The sequence below is a fragment of the Salinivibrio sp. IB643 genome, from assembly GCF_001996105.1.
Lineage (GTDB): Bacteria > Pseudomonadota > Gammaproteobacteria > Enterobacterales > Vibrionaceae > Salinivibrio > Salinivibrio costicola.
Window position 1 is genome coordinate 19,321 of the sequence record NZ_MUFF01000017.1, and the last position, 17,668, is coordinate 36,988.

At 51.1% G+C, this 17,668-nt stretch carries 14 protein-coding genes; 10 read left to right on the forward strand and 4 right to left on the reverse strand.

Annotation, left to right across the window (positions count from 1 at the left end):
* Positions 1 to 2 precede the first annotated feature (2 nt).
* The 6 genes from BZG77_RS09025 to BZG77_RS09050 all read left to right on the forward strand — a co-directional run bounded on the left by BZG77_RS09025 (position 3) and on the right by BZG77_RS09050 (position 6,149).
* Positions 3 to 593 carry a hypothetical protein gene (locus BZG77_RS09025; protein WP_158011431.1) on the forward strand — a complete coding sequence of 197 codons (591 nt, stop codon included), beginning with the start codon at positions 3 to 5 and terminating at the stop codon, positions 591 to 593.
* Positions 580 to 1,437: a phosphotransferase gene (locus tag BZG77_RS09030; RefSeq protein WP_077646994.1), complete on the forward strand. Its 858-nt coding sequence runs from the start codon at positions 580 to 582 to the stop codon at positions 1,435 to 1,437. The genes BZG77_RS09025 and BZG77_RS09030 overlap by 14 nt, the downstream gene beginning before the upstream one ends.
* Before the next feature lie 67 nt (positions 1,438 to 1,504).
* A complete protein-coding gene (locus tag BZG77_RS09035; protein ID WP_077646995.1) occupies positions 1,505 to 2,359 on the forward strand; it encodes a DUF6279 family lipoprotein in 855 nt (284 codons plus the stop codon).
* A 106-nt stretch (positions 2,360 to 2,465) separates the two neighbouring features.
* Positions 2,466 to 3,008 carry an alpha/beta hydrolase YcfP gene (gene ycfP / locus BZG77_RS09040; RefSeq protein ID WP_077646996.1) on the forward strand — a complete coding sequence of 181 codons (543 nt, stop codon included), beginning with the start codon at positions 2,466 to 2,468 and terminating at the stop codon, positions 3,006 to 3,008.
* Positions 3,009 to 3,297: 289 nt separating this feature from the next.
* Complete coding sequence (locus BZG77_RS09045; protein WP_077646997.1) at positions 3,298 to 4,587, forward strand: NAD(P)/FAD-dependent oxidoreductase; 1,290 nt, start codon at positions 3,298 to 3,300, stop codon at positions 4,585 to 4,587.
* Between the two features lie 257 nt (positions 4,588 to 4,844).
* Positions 4,845 to 6,149: a DEAD/DEAH box helicase gene (locus BZG77_RS09050; RefSeq protein ID WP_021022820.1), complete on the forward strand. Its 1,305-nt coding sequence runs from the start codon at positions 4,845 to 4,847 to the stop codon at positions 6,147 to 6,149.
* A gap of 101 nt (positions 6,150 to 6,250) precedes the next feature.
* On the opposite strand, the gene BZG77_RS09055 is transcribed toward BZG77_RS09050, so the two are convergent.
* The 3 genes from BZG77_RS09055 to BZG77_RS09065 all read right to left on the reverse strand — a co-directional run bounded on the left by BZG77_RS09055 (position 6,251) and on the right by BZG77_RS09065 (position 11,250).
* Positions 6,251 to 7,123, reverse strand: a complete 873-nt coding sequence (locus BZG77_RS09055; RefSeq protein ID WP_077646998.1) for a peptidoglycan binding protein CsiV — start codon at positions 7,121 to 7,123, stop codon at positions 6,251 to 6,253.
* Between the two features lie 64 nt (positions 7,124 to 7,187).
* The gene (gene mfd / locus BZG77_RS09060; protein ID WP_077646999.1) at positions 7,188 to 10,652 is read right to left on the reverse strand and encodes a transcription-repair coupling factor; all 3,465 of its coding nucleotides are present in this window, start codon (positions 10,650 to 10,652) and stop codon (positions 7,188 to 7,190) included.
* A 4-nt stretch (positions 10,653 to 10,656) separates the two neighbouring features.
* The gene (locus BZG77_RS09065; RefSeq protein ID WP_077647000.1) at positions 10,657 to 11,250 is read right to left on the reverse strand and encodes a hypothetical protein; all 594 of its coding nucleotides are present in this window, start codon (positions 11,248 to 11,250) and stop codon (positions 10,657 to 10,659) included.
* Between the two features lie 195 nt (positions 11,251 to 11,445).
* Here BZG77_RS09065 and BZG77_RS09070 point away from each other — a divergent pair, with 195 nt between their 5' ends.
* Genes BZG77_RS09070 through lolE form a run of 3 tightly spaced genes read left to right on the forward strand, consistent with a single transcriptional unit; the run spans position 11,446 to position 14,550 of the window.
* Positions 11,446 to 12,633 (forward strand): lipoprotein-releasing ABC transporter permease subunit, encoded by a 1,188-nt coding sequence (locus BZG77_RS09070; protein WP_021022816.1) that lies wholly within the window; start codon positions 11,446 to 11,448, stop codon positions 12,631 to 12,633.
* On the forward strand, positions 12,626 to 13,315 hold the full coding sequence (lolD, locus tag BZG77_RS09075; RefSeq protein ID WP_021022815.1) for a lipoprotein-releasing ABC transporter ATP-binding protein LolD: 690 nt from the start codon (positions 12,626 to 12,628) through the stop codon (positions 13,313 to 13,315). Before BZG77_RS09070 ends, lolD begins: the two co-directional genes overlap by 8 nt.
* Positions 13,309 to 14,550, forward strand: coding sequence for a lipoprotein-releasing ABC transporter permease subunit LolE (lolE, locus tag BZG77_RS09080; protein WP_077647001.1), 1,242 nt, complete (start codon positions 13,309 to 13,311; stop codon positions 14,548 to 14,550). Before lolD ends, lolE begins: the two co-directional genes overlap by 7 nt.
* A 217-nt stretch (positions 14,551 to 14,767) precedes the next feature.
* Here the strand turns inward: lolE and BZG77_RS09085 are convergent, their stop codons facing one another.
* Entirely contained in the window at positions 14,768 to 15,328 is a 561-nt protein-coding gene (locus tag BZG77_RS09085; protein WP_077647002.1) for a DUF2062 domain-containing protein, read from the reverse strand.
* Positions 15,329 to 15,357: 29 nt separating this feature from the next.
* On the opposite strand from BZG77_RS09085, the gene BZG77_RS09090 reads away from it, so the two are divergent.
* Entirely contained in the window at positions 15,358 to 17,655 is a 2,298-nt protein-coding gene (locus BZG77_RS09090; protein ID WP_077647003.1) for a DNA internalization-related competence protein ComEC/Rec2, read from the forward strand.
* Positions 17,656 to 17,668 lie beyond the last annotated feature (13 nt).

Sequence of the window (17,668 nt, forward strand, 5' to 3'; positions counted from 1 at the left end):
CCATGAAAACCGCGAACCTTAAGTGGTCACGCCGATGGACGAAAAAATGGGGCAAGTTGCGCTTGCCTCAACTAATGGTGGGCGCGCTCGTGCTGTTACTCGCAGGGTGTGCGCCTCGCTACCAGCCGGTTAACCCGTCGCCAGACACCAACCGCGCAGCACGTTCATCAGATTCGCAGGTGCATAACGGCATTGATCGCGCCATGCGTGCTGCGGTGGAAGCCTTATTGGCGAGTGAGCCTTTAAAGGTATCGCCAGTGACCTTGGTCCAACCGATCCAAAATAGCAGTGGCGATTATTTTCCTATCCCAAGGTATTCAACGCAGTTGCAAGCGGGCTTAATCGAATCCGGTCGGATAACGCCTGTTCCTGAAGCGAGAGTACAGGCGGTCCGCGCCTCGCTAGGGTTGGCAGCGAATCAGGTGCTGGTGGATCCCGCGACCATTATGCAATATGGCCGCATGCTGGGTGCGCAGTATCAACTGAGTGGTAAAATCACCGGTCAGGCCCCTTATCAGCTGAGTTTGCAGTTAATGGACTTACAGTCAGGAGTGATCGCTTGGCAGGATGTAGAACGCTTTGTCAGCCGTTGAATGGTCTCCTGCTCTGGCGCAGACCTTATCTACCGCACTGACGCGCTATTATGGTGTCCCTACCGAGGTTACCGGTGTCGAGCCGTTGGCAGCGGGCTTGACAAATCGCTGTTTACGACTCACCGACTCACAGGGGGGGCGCAGTATTTGGCGTCCCCATGGTCGAGCGGCGAATGCTTTTGCCATTGACCGTGCGCGTGAAGCTCAGGCGCAATCTTTGGCCGCTGAGCATGGGCTGGCGCGTCAGCCGATTGTCCACAACGGCGAAGGATTATTGGTGCCTTGGGTGGATGGCGAACCGCTTTGTAATCTAAAAACCGATCAGGCATCGATCCTTATTCCACTTTTATCCCGTATTCACCAATTGCCGACGGATCTGGAAACCGCGTCCGTCGAGGCACAATGCGCTCATTATGAAAAGCAACTGCCTGATGGTGTGGTAGCGCGTTTACACCGGCTCAAACATAAGGTGCTCGCACACAGTCCGCTCCCAACGTATGAGCCATCGGCGGTGTGTCACATGGACTTGGGCGCTTACAATGTGGTGATCGAGCCAGATGGTAACCCGTGTGTGCTTGATTGGGAGTATGCCCGCGCCGGTGATCCTTATCTTGATATCGCGCTCTTTTGTCGTGCTAATGGCTGGTTACCACACACTGTGGTGCCGCGTTATTGTGCTCTGCGGCAACTAAAATCGGTGAATGTTATCCTCGCACGCGCCAACGCTTGGTTGCCGTTTACCGATTATTTAGCACTATGTTGGTATGAGGTGGGGGCGAATCTGTATGGATTACCTGCGTACAATCAAGCAGCGGACGTGCTGTATCAACAGCTTTCAGAGTAGACCGCCCGTTACATTCGGATAAATCCCTCGTAGCTGACGCATAGGCGAATAAGGATAAGGAGGCAATATGGTCAAGGATTGCAAACGGCGGTGTCGAACAGGCTGGTTTGTAGGCTGTCTGTTGGTGCTTGCGGGATGTACCACGGAGCTTGCGTACAATACGTTGCCGTTTTGGATTCACTATTACCTGGACGATATTGTCGACCTGACCGCCACCCAATCGCGTCAAGTAAAAGCGGACCTCGATGCAGTTCAGCAATGGCATCGCTTGGAGGAGTTGCCTCGGTTAGCGGATCGGCTCACCTTGATCGCCGCGCAAAGTACGGAACGGCAAACATGGGACCAATTGCGCGATCATCAAGCTGGGTTTAAAACTCGGATACAAGCCACACTCAATGCACTGATCCCGGCGGCGACGCGTTTATTGCAAAGTCTGGATGATCGTCAGGCTGAGCGATTGACCCAATTTTTAAAAGACGAAATTGCGGAGGCACAAGCGCGCCGTGACCAGCAATCACCGCAAAAACGGCTAGCCGAACAACAAGAAGAGCTTGAAGCGCGCACTGAGGGTTGGGTCGGACACACCACAGACAGCCAAGCGCCATTCTATGCTGAGATGGCGGACTACCAGCAACGCGCGATGCCKACCTTCATCACGGTACGTGAGCAGTTGCAAGCGCGGCTATTTAACCTGATTGAGACACGCCAACGCGATGACTTGGACAGTCAACTGCGTCAATGGGTGGATGACCTCGTCGCCTGGCGCGGTGGTAGTGATACGCAGACAGACATGGCGATCTATCGCTCTCGGCGCCTTGACTGGTTACTCAGGTTCGATAAAAGCTTGGATGATGATCAACGTACGCACTTGATAGAAGAACTTGAGCAATGGGCGTCGCGTTTGCAAGGCATGGCTGGATAAAAATACCCTGATCCTCGCTAGGGTGATCTTGCTCATTTTTGCGTGTAAGCAGCTATGCTATTGATAAAGGCTATTACATTCTTAGCGCAATCAGCAAGGACCGCTTATGATCATCTATCTGCATGGCTTTGATGCCACCAGTCCAGGCAACCACGAAAAAGTGCTTCAACTTCAATTTGTTGATGACGATGTTCGCACCATTAATTACAGCACCCTGCACCCCAAACATGATATGCAGCACTTACTTAAACAGGTGCAAACGCAGATCGAAGCCAGCCAGGATCCTAACCCATTAATATGTGGTGTTGGGCTAGGCGGGTATTGGTCAGAGCGAATTGGATTTTTGTGCGGGATAAAGCAGGTTGTGATCAACCCTAACTTGCACCCTGAGGAAAATATGCCGGGCAAAATCGACCGTCCTGAAGAGTACGAAGATATTGCAACTAAATGTGTCACTGATTTTCGTCAGCGCAACCAGCAGCGGGCGTTGGTTATCCTATCACATGAAGACGATGTGCTAGACAGTCAACGTAGCTATCATCTGCTTTCACCTTTCTATCCTGTGCGTTGGGACGAGGTGCAAACCCATAAATTTAAAAACCTTTCTACGCATTTACAAGCGATTGCGCACTTTAAAACGTCTACCTGATGGTCACTTTCCCGTATCGAGCGTATAGCTAGGCCATTGTTATACGCGCTTGGTGTTATTTTCCTACATTTTATTCGTAAATAAAGCACAGACAAGGGTCGAAGTGATCGCCATTTTACGGCAAAATGGACGGGCGTGCTGACCAACTACACAGCAATAAACCACACGCACTGATCCAGATTATGTTGTTAGTCACTAACAAATAGAAAGTGGCGTACTTAAGATCGATTTTAGCTAGTGGCATACGTGCGGCTAGCGAGTGTTTTTTAATTAAGGTAAGGATGTAGAAGTGACCAAAATTATCGTTGTCGGCGGTGGTGCAGGCGGGCTTGAGCTCGCGACCAAGCTAGGCCGCACGTTAGGCCGCAAACGCCGTGCTGAAATCACCCTCGTCGATAAAAACAGTAGTCATTTATGGAAACCCCTGCTGCACGAGGTGGCCACGGGATCGATGGATGAAGGCGTCGATGCATTAAGCTATCGCGCGCATGCTAAAAATCATGGGTTTGATTTCCAAGTGGGCACATTGTGGGATATTGATCGCGAACGCAAGGTGATCACCCTCGCCCCCATGTATGACGAGAATAACGAGCTATTAATGCCCGAGCGTGAGCTCGAATATGACACCCTAGTGATGGCGATTGGCTCGACCTCTAATGACTTTAATACCCCTGGCGTGCGTGACAAYTGTATTTTCCTGGATAACCCGAAACAGGCACACCGTTTCCGCCGTGAAATGAACAATGAGTTTTTGCGCCTGCACGCGAAACACGGTGACGGCAGTGTTGATATTGCCATTGTCGGTGCGGGGGCGACAGGCGTTGAATTGTCTGCTGAGCTGCATAATGCGATTAAAGAGCTGCGCAACTATGGTTTCCGTGACCTCGAGAACTCTAAGTTGAATGTGACCTTGGTTGAAGCGGGCGAGCGAATCCTACCGGCGTTACCGCCACGTATTTCTAGTGCCGCGCATCAAGAGTTATTAAAACTCGGTGTAACAGTAAAAACCAACACCTTTGTGGTAAAAGCTGATGAAGATGGCCTAGAAACCAAATCGGGTGAACGTATCCATGCTGATATTATGGTTTGGGCTGCGGGGATTAAAGCGCCTGATTTCTTGAAAGATATTGCGGGTTTAGAAACCAACCGCATTAATCAGCTTGAGGTGAAGAACACCTTACAAACCACCCGTGACGAGGATATTTTTGTGATTGGTGATTGCGCGGCGTGCACGCAGGAAGATGGCAGTAAAGTGCCACCGCGCGCGCAGTCTGCTCATCAAATGGCGAGCCTGTGCTTTAGCAATATTGTTGCGAAAATGAACGGGCGTGAACTTAAACCTTATGTGTTTAAAGATCATGGTTCGCTGGTTTCCTTAAGCCGCTTCTCGACGGTTGGCAGCTTAATGGGGAACCTGACCAAAGGCTCAATGATGATCGAAGGGCGCATCGCGCGTGTGGTTTATATTTCTTTGTATCGCATGCATCAAATTGCGTTGCACGGCTATGTAAAAACCGGCTTGATGATGTTAGTCGGCCGCATTAACCGTGTGTTACGTCCAAGCTTGAAGCTGCACTAAAGTGAGATAACACGCCTAATCTAAACCGGGGCCTGTCTCCGGTTTTCTTTTTGAAGATGGCGCTTTTGCGATAATTGTTGCTCAATGGCGCGAAAGTCGTCACAATGGCGCCGCAATCAAGATTATTGATATCACTTCTAGAGCAACCCTCCTGAACGCCGAGTTTTCCTCATACAACGATATTGATATTCATGCCCTTAAGCGACGGGTAGGGTGTCTACACGTGGCGACATTTTTTTATTTATTGAGATCAATTGATGAGTTTCTCCTCTTTAGGACTATCTGCACCACTCCTTAAAGCCGTGCAAGAGCAAGGCTATACCATTCCATCACCGATTCAGGCTAAAGCGATTCCGGCAGTGATTGAAGGCCAAGATGTGATGGCTGCCGCGCAAACCGGCACCGGTAAAACCGCTGGGTTTACGTTACCGATTTTAGAACGTTTGCAAGCCGGTAAACGTGCGCGCCCGAATCACGTTCGCACTTTGATTTTAACGCCAACGCGTGAACTCGCCGCACAAGTTCATAAAAACGTTGAACAATACAGTCAGTACACGCCGCTGACCTCGCTGGTGGTGTATGGTGGGGTGAAGATAAACCCGCAAATGATGAAATTGCGTAAAGGGGCCGACGTCCTCGTGGCAACGCCGGGTCGTTTATTGGATCTGTATAACCAGAATGCCGTCAACTTTTCGCAACTTGAAGTGTTGGTGCTGGATGAAGCCGATCGCATGCTGGATATGGGCTTTATTCGTGATATCCGTAAGATTTTGGCCGCTTTGCCTGCGAAACGTCAGAATCTATTGTTCTCAGCCACCTTCTCGGATGAGATCCGTCAACTTGCCAAAGGCATGGTCAACAATCCGGTAGAGATTTCGGTCAGCCCTGCTAACCAAGCGGCGACCAGTGTCGAACAGTGCATTTATCCTGTTGATAAAAAGCAAAAAGCGCCGATGCTCTTATCGTTAATTGCCGATAACAACTGGCAACAAGTGTTGGTCTTTAGTAAAACCAAGCACGGTGCCAATCGTCTGTCGCGTTATTTAGATGAGTATGGCGTCAGTGCTGCCGCGATTCACGGTAATAAAAGCCAAGGCGCACGTACCAAAGCACTGGAGCAATTCAAAACCGGTGATGTACGTGTGCTTGTCGCGACCGATATTGCCGCGCGTGGCATCGATATTGCGCAATTACCACAAGTGGTTAACTTTGATTTGCCCCATGTCGCTGAAGATTATGTTCACCGTATTGGACGGACCGGACGGGCCGGCGCTGTGGGTCATGCGATTTCGCTCGTCTGTGCCGACGAAGCTAAAGATCTCTTTGCGATTGAACGTCTAACCAAGCAAGTGTTACCGCGCCTTAGCCTTGAGGGTTTCCCAGTGGCGAATCCTCTGCCGGAGTCGCGGTTAGATACGCGACCACTGAAGCCGAAAAAACCGAAGAAGCCAAAGCAGTATCAAGATGGCCAACGTTCGGGCGAAAAAGCACGAGGGCATAAACCGATGAGTAAAAATCGTCGCCATACGGGCAAGCCGGGTGCGAAACCGTCATCCTCATAGTCTGACTGGGGCTGTGAGCGTGAAACTAAAAAAGCCGGCTTGATGTGCCGGCTTTTTAATGCGATTTTTTCAATGAACGGCTTTCAATGAGAGACTGTCGATTAACCGTTATTGACTTTGCGGACCTGAATAATTAATCCCATCATTGGATTATCGAGATAATGTGTTTCACCACTGCGCATACGGCGTTTGTGGGTAAATGCATAAGGCTGCAAGTAGCGTTCAACATGGTATTGTTTTTCTACTTTCTGTAGCCCTACCACTTGCACATCGTTATTTTGATTCGCGGCAGCATCGGCGCGTTGCAGTGGCATATCAATGATGTCTTCAACTAAAGCGCGACGTTCAGTCGGCTCGCGTAACACCATATCGGCCTCGACATATAAGTAATGCTGAACATAGACACGTAGTGTGCCGTCAAGTTCATACAATCCCTGCGGTGTCGCGGGCTCGGAGACGCTTTGTTCGTCCCAGTCTTTGCGGCTTAAGCCATCGCTAGGGTCGTTAGCGGTCTTCGGCTCAGGCGTTGCTTTGATCGGCGTGCCGTCGGGATTAAAACTTGCGCGATAGTCTTTTCCTGCCATCACTCGCAGTAAAGGCAGTGCCGCTCGACCACTGTCATCTTGGCGCCATGCCACATGAACCATGGGCGTAAAGCCTGCATGGTTTTTTAATTTGTTGTAGGCATCGTTAAGTTGCCATTGGTTAGGTGACAATGGCGTTAACCCGGCGTCTTGTAACGCGCGTTGATTGGTGACTGGCACGCCGCGGCTCACACTGCTCTCGCTGTCTTGCGATGGCCAGTTTTCTTCTACGCTTGCAGGATCTTGGTTGCGCTTAAAAACAATTAATTCGACATCATAAAGCCGTTTAGCCCAGACGGGCTGGCTTAATGACAACAGTAATAACACCACAATTCCTTTTAGGCCTGCGGCTGAGCGCCAATCTTTCGCGGGACGTTGATGATTTCTCACTGGTTACTCCATTGGTAATGAAAGGCGACGTTGTCAGCCGCCTCTCATTGGGTTTGTTGACGCACTAGGCGACTAACTGATGGCTCGCAAATTGAGTCAACAGCTCATCAATAAAGTTCATCCGCTCGCGTCGGTCGGTGAGCGTTTCGACAAACTTGATCTTAGTTGGCCCGTCAAACTTAAACTTATCTGGGCGCGATTGTAACAGTCCCACTAAAAATCCGGGATCAATTTGCGCGTTTTCATGAAACTCCACTAAGCCACCCCGTTCACTGGCCTCGATCTTCTTCACGCCTAGGCTCGCGGCACGTATTTTCAGTTGCTGAATGTGGAGGAGGTTCTTCGCCGCATCAGGCAGTAATCCAAAGCGGTCAATCAGCTCGACTTGCAGCTCGTTCATGTCGTCGTTGGACTTGGCGCTGGCAATGCGTTTATACATCGATAGGCGCATATTAATGTCCGGAATATAGTCATCCGGTAATAGGGCAGGTAGCCGCAATTCAATGTCGGTCTGTTCATTGAGCAGTGCATCTAGGCTTGGCTCTTTGCCCTCTTTTAAGGCTTCAACCGCTTGCTCTAACATATCCATGTAGAGGGTAAAGCCAATCGATTGAATTTGGCCGCTCTGCTCATCGCCCAATAACTCGCCCGCCCCACGAATTTCCAAATCTTGCGTCGCGAGAGTAAAACCGGCCCCTAAATCTTCCAGCGCGGCAATGGCGTCGAGTCGTTTGACCGCATCTTTGGTCATGCGTTTTGGATGTGGCGTGAGCAGATACGCATAGGCTTGGTGGTGTGAGCGTCCAACCCGGCCACGTAACTGATGAAGCTGCGCCAAGCCAAAGTGATCGGCGCGATCAATAATAATGGTGTTGGCTGAGGGAATATCGATGCCGGTTTCGATGATGGTGGTACACACTAATACATTGTACTTTTGGTGATAGAAATCACTCATGATTTTTTCTAGCTCACGCTCGCGCATTTGCCCATGCGCCACGGTCACGCGAGCTTCAGGGATCATGTCACTGATTTCATTCGCGGTTTTTTCTATTGTCTCGATATCGTTGTGCAAAAAGTACACTTGCCCCCCGCGCATGATTTCGCGCAAGAGCGATTCTTTGATCAAGTTGTCTTCGCGCTCGCGGACAAAAGTCTTCACCGCTAAGCGTCGTGAGGGCGGGGTCGCAATAATCGACAGATCACGCATGCCACTCATGGCCATATTGAGTGTCCGGGGAATCGGTGTGGCGGTGAGCGTGAGAATATCAACATTGGCACGCATGGCTTTGATTTTCTCTTTTTGACGTACCCCAAAGCGGTGTTCTTCGTCGACAATCAGTAAGCCTAAATCCCGTACTTTGACATCGGATTGCAGTAACTTATGGGTGCCGATCAGTATGTCGACTTTGCCGGCTTCGCAATCGGCCATGATTGCTTTTTGCTCTTTGGCGGATTTAAAACGTGAGAGCACTTCAACCCGCACTGGCAGGTTAGCGAATCGATCGCGGAAGTTTTCAAAGTGCTGTTGCGCGAGCAAGGTGGTTGGCACTAATACAGCAACTTGCTTACTGTTGTTTACGGCGAGGAACGTCGCACGCATTGCCACTTCCGTTTTGCCGAAGCCAACATCGCCGCAGACCAGGCGATCCATGGCGATCGGGCGGCACATGTCGGATAACACCGCATTAATCGCTTGGGACTGATCTGCGGTTTCTTCAAACGGGAAGGTGGCCCGAAATGTTTGATAGGCCTCTTTGTCGTGAGTAAAGGTAAAGCCTGGCTTGGTTTCGCGTTTGGCATAGACATCCAAAAGCTCTGCGGCGACATCACGGACTTTTTCGGCCGCACGGCGACGGGCTTTTTCCCACGCTTCGCCGCCTAATTTATGGATAGGTGCGGTGTCTTCCGCTCCGCCAGAGTAACGGCTAATTAAATGCAATGCGCCGACAGGCACATACAGTTTGGCTCCTTGCTGGTATTCGAGCGTCATGTATTCGGTTTTTAAGCCGCCGGCCTCTAAGGTTTGCAAACCTTGATAGCGGCCAATACCGTGCTCAAGGTGAACCACTGCTTGTCCCGGTTTGAGCTCTGCCAAGCTGCGGATCACGGCATCATTACTGACGGTTTGTTTGCGTTTTTCGCGTCGGCGTTGTTGCACGGCGCGCTCGCCGAACATGTCACTTTCGCAGATTAGGGCAAATTGGCGCGGGTTATCAATAAAGCCTTGGTCTACCGGACCGATGATTAAACCAAAACGACCGGGTTGTGATAGGGCTTCGGATAAGCCATCTGCGACCATAGGGCGGATTTTCGCTTGGCCAAGTAAATCCAACAATGCTTCGCGTCGACCTTCCGATTCGACCGAGAAAATCACCTTACCGCTATACGCTTCGCTGAATTGACGCAATGCGGCCAACGGCTCTTTCGCTTGGTGGTTAACGGTCAGTGACGGCAGTGGCGAGATATCCAGATTCTCGCGTCCGGCTTTTTCTGTGACGCTGTCACTTTCAAGCTTAAGCCGAGGGTACTGTTTGAGCGTCGCAAACAGGGTGCCTTTGCTCAGCCATAGTGCATCGGGAGGAAGCAGTGGACGCAGCGGATCAACACGGCGTTGATCATAGCGGTTGGCGACATCTGCTTCAAAGTGGCTGATCGCCGCATCGATATCGCCGACCGATAAGATAAGTGTGTTGTCAGGCAAATAATCGAACAAGGTTTCGGTTTGCTCGAAAAATAGCGGCAGCCAATACTCGATCCCCGCTGGCCAGGTTTTTTTGCTGACTTGCTGATAAATCGACTCAGGCTCTCGGCGCGCTTCAAAGTGTTCACGAAAACGGCCGCGAAAGTATTCGACGGCGGCATCATCGGTAGGAAACTCATGAGCCGGCAGTAATTGGATCTGGGTCAGTTCGCCGGTTGAGCGCTGGTTTTCCGGATCAAATTGACGAATGGTATCGACTTCATCATCAAAAAAGTCAATGCGATAGGGTTCGTCGCTGCCCATCGGAAATAAATCAAGAATGGAGCCGCGGCTGGCGAATTCACCATGTTCCATCACCTGATCAACATGGCGGTAGCCGGCATCGGTGAGTTGGTCACGCAGCTTTTCAAGCGAAAGAATATCGCCTTTTTTCACCATCAACGCATGTTGGTGCAAAAACTGTCTTGGTGTGACGCGTTGCAGTGCCGTACTGGCCGGTGCGATTAATACTCCAGCTTTCTGGTGCGGCAGTTGATACAAGCACGATAGGCGTGCCGAAATAATGTCTTGGTGGGGCGAAAAACTGTCGTACGGCAGCGTTTCCCAATCTGGAAAAAGATCGCACTCACCTTGGGTGAACTGGCGAATGGCCGGCTGTAATCGCACCGCGGTTTGGTTATCCGGGACCAATAGAAAAACCGGGCCCGCATGCTGTTGGGTTAAGGTTGCAATCGCTAGCGGAAGCGCGGCCCCTGCTAGGTTACCAAGGTGTTTAACGTCGCCGGGGCCCGTGGGCAGAGTGAAAGCGTAGAGCGGTTGTTGGGTCATGAGTTTAACTGCTTGATTGTTTTCGGTCGCGTGCGCGTTTTTTTAAGAGTTTTTGCTGATGATACAACGCGGCACGAATGAGAGTGTCTTGGTCTTCTTCCAATAACCGTGTGTACTGGATTTGGATCAAATAGTGAGGCTGATTGCCATCGTCTTCTTGGTGATGCTCGCAATCGGTCACCACGCCGTAGCAATAAATGGCTGTGGGTGGATGATCAAGGAACAGCTTGACGCGTGCATGTACCCCAAGTGCTAACGGCGATGGACTCAGGTACGAAAAACGACTCGCCCCAACGGTATGGGTGATAAAGCGGTGAGAAGGCTGATCTTCATGGCTAAGCATGTAGCCCATCATCAGTGTGAGCTTTTCGTTTTGAGTCTGCAAAATGCGGAACAATGCTGACGCGTCATTAGGGTCAATCGACTGTAAATCCTTTTCCACGTCAGCATCAAGCTGGCCGCATTGGCTCGCCAAGCGAAATGGCGCGGGGATCTCCGCGATGAAGCCATCCGCGTCCGGTTGCGGTTGATTGTCGGCGAGAGGCTCCACATTTATCCGCATGGCCGCTCGCACAGAGAAGTATTCGTCTTGGCTCATCACTGTGCCTTTACATTGCTGTTGTATTCATGATTATCACGCACCCTTACCGAGAGGTAAAGGTTAGCGATACTTTCTCGCCCTAAAGGCATGGATTTGTATCATCCAGAGGGGGTTAAATGCGGCGGATAACTTGGCGAGCCTGACTTGGACAGGTATGCTTGCAGCGAATCAAAACAATAAGCTAGGTGTGCTATGTATCAACCTTTGTCGGTGTTTATTGGCCTGCGCTATTTGCGTGGCCGTTCAGCCGACCGCTTTGGGCGTTTTGTCTCGTCGATGTCTACCGCGGGGATCGCGATCGGTGTATTGGCGTTGATTACGGTGTCATCGGTGATGAATGGATTTGAAGCCCAACTCAAAGGCCGTATTTTAGGGGTGTTGCCCCATGCGATTATCGCCAATGGCCAGTTAGGATCGACACCATCGACCATAGAGCAGTGGCCGCATGTGGTCGATACCGCGCCGATAAAAACCACCGATGCGGTGATTCAAAGCCGTAATGGCCTCAGTGCCGGTTTACTTGAAGGGATTGATCCGAAGGCGACAGAGCCGCTGGCGTCCCACCTTTTGCAAGGTGAGATGTCGGCACTGCGTCCGGGACGCTATCAAGTGATGATAGGGCGCGCGATGGCATCTGAGTTGCAATTACGGGTCGGAGATTCGGTCCGAGTCATGGTCACCAGTGCTAGTCGTTTTACGCCCATCGGTCGGATCCCTGCGCAACGTTTATTTACCGTAGGTGGGATTTTTCATACTGGCACGGATGTCGATAACCAGTTGATGCTGGCCAACATTGAAGATGTCGCAAAACTGAGTGGTATTTCTCCAAACCAAGCGAACGACTTACGGTTATTTTTAGATGATCCATTTGCGATTACCCAGCTTAAACCCAAGGCCGATCCTGCCACCTGGACCGATTGGCGACGTTGGCGTGGTGAGCTCTTTCAAGCGGTGAAAATGGAAAAAAACATGATGAGTTTGATGCTGAGTCTGATCATTGTGGTGGCGGCATTTAACATCATTTCCGCGCTGATCATGGTGGTGATGGAAAAACAATCCGAGGTCGCGATTTTAAAAACACTGGGCATGAAAGATAGAGACATTGTGGCTGTCTTTATCGCTCAAGGCAGTTTAAGTGGTCTGGTTGGTGCTGCCATTGGGGGCGTGCTTGGTGTATTGATTGCATCATACATCAACGAAATCATGGCGATATTCGGCGTGAGTCTATTGGGTAACGGTTTAGCGTTGCCTGTGGTTGTTAATCCGTTTCAAGTTGCCATGATACTCGGCTTAGCCGTTGTGCTAAGCGTGTTGGCAACCTTATTCCCTGCATTTAAAGCGGCATCTGTTCACCCTGCTGAGGCACTGCGTTATGAGTAAATCTTTGTTGTCCTGCCACCGTGTCAGTAAAACCTATCAAGAAGGTGGGCAATCAACCTGTGTGTTAAACCAGGTGTCAATGACAATAGCCCCGGGCGAGCTGGTGGCGATTGTGGGGTCATCCGGCTCGGGGAAAAGTACGCTATTGCACACGCTTGGTACGCTTGATGCGCCGAGCGAGGGCGATGTTTGGATTGAGGATGCATTGGTGAGTGCGATGTCGGCGTCACAACAGGCGACACTGCGCAATCAAACCTTAGGATTTGTTTATCAGTTTCATCATTTGTTGGCCGACTTCACCGCGCTCGAAAACGTGATGATGCCTTTGCTGATCAACAAAGTTAGTCACAAAGCGGCAGCAAAACAAGCCACTGCGATCTTGAACGCGGTTGGGGTTGGGCATCGACTCAAGCATCGGCCCTCGGAGTTATCGGGGGGTGAGCGCCAACGTGTGGCGATTGCACGTGCCTTAGTCAATGAGCCGAAGTTGGTATTGGCCGACGAACCGACAGGCAATTTGGATCACGCCACGGCGTTAGAGATCTACGATTTGATGCGACAACTGAATGCGAAACATGGCACGGCGTTTTTAGTGGTCACTCATGATAGTGAGCTGGCAGCAAAACTGGATCGCCAAGTGATGATGCAAGATGGCCACTTGGTTGTGCAGGAGGCATCATGAAACCGTTATCGTTGGCGATAGGCCGGCGCTTTAGTCGTGCTCGGCAGCGAAATCGCTTGGTCTCCTTTATTTCTCTTTCCTCGGTCATTGGTATCGCGGTGGGCGTCATGGTGATCATTGTGGGTTTATCGGCCATGAACGGGTTTGAGCGAGAGTTGAATCAACGCGTGCTGTCAGTGGTGCCTCATGGGCAGGTGTTTGGTGTCAATGGTCCGATTGAAAACTGGCAACAGGTGCAAGCGCAAAGTGAACGGCACCCTCAGGTGGAAGCGGCGGCGCCTTATGTCGAGCTTACGGCATTGATGGAACATGGCACTCGCTTACAGCCTGCGCAAATTCGCGCGGTGGATCCCACCTCAGAGCGTACGGTTAGCCGGATTGGTGATTATATCGATGGTGGATGGGAAAGTTTGCCAGCGGGGCAGTCTCGCCTTGTCTTAGGGCAAGGCATTGCTTCTCAGCTCGGTGTTAGCAAGGGTGACTGGATCACGGTCATGGTGCCGGCGACAGACAGTAGCCTTAACCTACGGGCACCGAAGCGGGTGCGAATGCAGGTTGCTGGCCTGTTGCAGTTAGGCGGACAAATCGACCATTCGCTGGCATTAATGCGTCTCCAAGATGCTCAAGCTCTGATGGGAATGGATGAGGCGGTGWCCGGCGTCTCGCTTAAGGTTTCGTCGGTACTCGACGCGCGAAAAATCGTACAAGAAGTAGGGCAAACCTTATCTACTTATGTGTACTTAAAAGATTGGACGGGCGATTTCGGATATTTATATCGTGATATCCAGTTGGTCAGAGCCATTATGTATTTGGTGATGGTGCTGGTGATTGGTGTGGCGTGTTTTAATGTGGTGTCAACCTTGATGATGTCGGTAAAAGATAGAGCCGCGGACATTGCGATTTTACGCACAATGGGCGCGAATGATCGTCTGATTCGACGCATATTTATCTGGTACGGATTGTTCTCTGGGGCGTTAGGCAGCGCAATTGGCAGTGTGTTGGGCGTGGCGATTGCCAGTCATCTCACCGCGATCTTGTCTCAGATTGAGGCTTGGGTCGGGCATCGTTTTTTGTCAGGTGATGTGTATTTTGTCAACTTTCTCCCCAGTGAGTTACATGCCACTGACGTGGTACTTGTCAGTATCACGGCGATACTTCTGAGCTTACTGGCGGCTTGGTACCCAGCACGTCGTGCTTGCCAGCTTCAACCCGCTGCAGTGCTCAGTGCCAAATAGCGTGAATACCAGATAGCTTTAATAAAAAGTAGCCTTGATACAAAATAGCCTGCATAAAAGACAGCGACAAAAAGAGCCCGTTTCGACGGGCTCTTTTTGATCTGTCTCGCTCAAGGGTGTTAACGATTGTATAACGACCAACAGCTATTCCATCTCACTCGCACCTTCTCGGGCTCACTCTTGCGCAAGATGCACCGAGCGCTACGCTACATGCGCACTAAGATGACGGTTTGGTCGGCTTTGGGAGTACTTGTTTGATTTTCTTAGGCAAGCGAAGTTTGCGCTTTTGCCAGCTTCTCACCACCGAGTAGCGCCAAATACCGCGCACACTGAAATAACCAATCACCGCGAAGACGAGCCCGCTAGTGATACACCCTAATAAAAAAGGTGGGCCAATATGGCTCATTTGCTCGGCAAGGTAATGCCATGAAAGCTCAAAGTGAAAGGGGATAGGTGCCGTATTAAGCATCCAGGTCCCGAGTTTGTAAGCGAGATAAAATATCACCGGCATGGTGATTGGATTGCTTACCCACACCAAAGCCACGGCCAGTGGCAGATTCACGCCGAACATAATGGCCAGGCCAGCGGCCATGATCATTTGGCTAGGAAGCGGGACAAATGCCATAAACAGCCCCACCGCAAAGGCCCCTGATGCCGAGCGCCGGTTAAGGCACCACAGATTGGGATTCTGCAACAGGCTACCAAATACGCGTAGCGCCTTATTGTCGCGCAACGCCTCCCGCTTTGGCATATAGCGTTGAAAAAACTTCTTGGGCATACCTGTTTACATTACCTGGAAATTACGCGATGAAGCTAACCTTTACGATAACCGCGGCACTGACTTTGCTATCACTACCATGGTGGCCGGTATTACCGCCGTTTTGGGTCTGCTCCATTACCTGTATTGTCTTTTTTTTCGGGGTGAAAACACGTTGGTGGTGGCTTGCAGGGAGCGCGCTGGGGCTCACTTGGGCTGTATTATCCGCAAACCTGTATCAAGCCAACGTGATCCACATCATTTCAAACCAAAAGGATACTACAATCACCGGCACTGTGGGCACCCTTTTTAGCGATAAAGCCGGCGCGCAAGCGATTATTTTTGATGTCGATAAAATTAATCAATCGAGATTGGCGCCTTTTCGTTCAGCGCGTGTACGTGTGTACTGGCAATCGGCACCTTTTCCTAAGCAGGGCGAGCGTTGGCAGCTGACTGTAAGGCTTAAGCCACCGTATGGCCGACTCAATGAAACCGGCTTTGATGCGGAAAAATATTATGTGGCTCGGCGAATACACGCCAAAGCCAGTTTAAAACAGGCTACACAATTAACTGATACCATTACTTGGCGTCAGCAGCTGCTTGATACGTTAACACCGACTTTATCACCACTTCGGTTTGGCCCTCACCTTTTAGCATTGAGTTTGGGCGAGCGATCGTGGCTGACTGCCGCCCATTGGGACACATTGATACAAAGTGGTTTGGCCCACTTGATGGCGATTTCAGGGTTACACATTGGCTTGGCTTATGGCATGGGGTGGCAACTTGGCCGTTGGGCGCGTGTTTGGCTGCCAGAGCAGCGTTTATTTACATGGTTGCCGCTCTATGTGGCACTCGGTGTCGCGATAGTCTATGCCGCACTAGCGGGATTTGCACTGCCAACCCAACGGGCATTGATTGCGCTGTTATTGGTGTCGGTGGCAAAGCGTCTTGGTGCCAGCGTCTCACCGCTTAATCTTTTGCAACTCACCGTGTTATTGGTACTTGCGCGTGATCCGTTAGCCGGCTTCTCGGTCAGCTTTTGGTTATCATTTTCGGCGGTCGGTGCCTTATGTCTTGCGCATTATGGCTTTTCGCGCTCATCCGGTTGGGGACAAGCGCCCCGGCGCTGGCACTGGCTGCGGCCGTTGAAGCAGCTGTTGGTCGTCCAACTTGTACTGCTGATTGGTATGTTACCGCTGCAACTCAGTTTTTTTTCTGGAGTGAGTGCGGCGGCAACGCCTATTAATCTGGTTGCGGTCCCGTGGGTGGGAATGATAACGGTACCGTTAGTTTTTATGGCCCTTTTTTTGTCAACGACTGGATTAGGGGGCGTGTTATGTTGGCAGTGGGCCAATATCAGTCTGATCCCGGTGATGGCACTGGCTGAAAATGCCTCAGCGAGTTGGTTGACTGTACCGGTGGCATCAATCGGATGGGCGTTTACTGTGATAGCGTTAGCGATAGGATTATATGGTTGGCGGTGCCATCGATGCAGCGGCTTGGTCATTGTGTTTATCGTCGCGTTAATCACCTGGCGCGCGCCGAAAGCGGTGAACTGGCAAGTGGATGTGTTGGATGTTGGCCATGGTCTTGCGGTGTTGGTGAGTAAAAATGGAAAGGCCATCCTTTATGATACTGGCAATCGTTGGCAAGTGGGCGGCATTGCACAGGCGGTCATCGCGCCTATTTTAGAAAGTCGACACATTGCGCGCCTGGACGGTCTTATTCTCAGCCATGGCGACAGTGATCACGATGGCGGTGCCGATTTTATCGTCGCTCAATATTCACCGCGTTGGCGCCGTGCCAGTGAGGTACGCTCTGGCTATCAAACGTGTGTGGCAGGGCAGCGCTGGCAGTGGCAAGGATTAGACTTCGCCGCCTTATGGCCGCCAGAAGCAACGGCACCTGCAGACAATAATGACTCTTGCGTCATACGCATCTCTGACGGGGAATACAGCGTGTTACTGACCGGAGACATTGAGAGAAAGGGAGAAGCAAATTTGCTTGCATCCTTGGGCGATCAAACGCAGCTGGACAGCGATATTATGCTGGTGCCGCACCATGGCAGTCGTTCTTCTTCTTCGCCTTCTTTTATTGGTGCGGTGAATCCTTCTTGGGCGGTGGCATCGACGGGGTTACTCAATCCTTGGCGGTTGCCCGCGCAACAGGTACGGGCCGCCTATGAGCACGCCGATGTGACGTGGTTAGATACCGCAGCCAATGGTCAGGTTCGTTGGCAGCGTGTCGACACGGGTTGGCAGTTAACGCGTTGGCGCCAAGATCGTCGTGCGGCTTGGTATCGTCAGATGTTTAAACGTCGGCCAGTAAATTTGGACGCAGACCGGTAAAAGAGTAGAATGC

Coding starts and splice junctions, on each gene's coding strand:
- BZG77_RS09025 (WP_158011431.1), top strand. CDS start 3: ATGAAAACCGCGAACCTTAAGTGGTCACGCCGATGGACGAAAAAATGG.
- ycfP (WP_077646996.1), top strand. CDS start 2,466: ATGATCATCTATCTGCATGGCTTTGATGCCACCAGTCCAGGCAACCAC.
- BZG77_RS09050 (WP_021022820.1), top strand. CDS start 4,845: ATGAGTTTCTCCTCTTTAGGACTATCTGCACCACTCCTTAAAGCCGTG.
- mfd (WP_077646999.1), bottom strand. CDS start 10,652: ATGACCCAACAACCGCTCTACGCTTTCACTCTGCCCACGGGCCCCGGC.
- BZG77_RS09065 (WP_077647000.1), bottom strand. CDS start 11,250: ATGAGCCAAGACGAATACTTCTCTGTGCGAGCGGCCATGCGGATAAAT.
- BZG77_RS09070 (WP_021022816.1), top strand. CDS start 11,446: ATGTATCAACCTTTGTCGGTGTTTATTGGCCTGCGCTATTTGCGTGGC.
- lolD (WP_021022815.1), top strand. CDS start 12,626: ATGAGTAAATCTTTGTTGTCCTGCCACCGTGTCAGTAAAACCTATCAA.
- BZG77_RS09085 (WP_077647002.1), bottom strand. CDS start 15,328: ATGCCCAAGAAGTTTTTTCAACGCTATATGCCAAAGCGGGAGGCGTTG.
- BZG77_RS09090 (WP_077647003.1), top strand. CDS start 15,358: ATGAAGCTAACCTTTACGATAACCGCGGCACTGACTTTGCTATCACTA.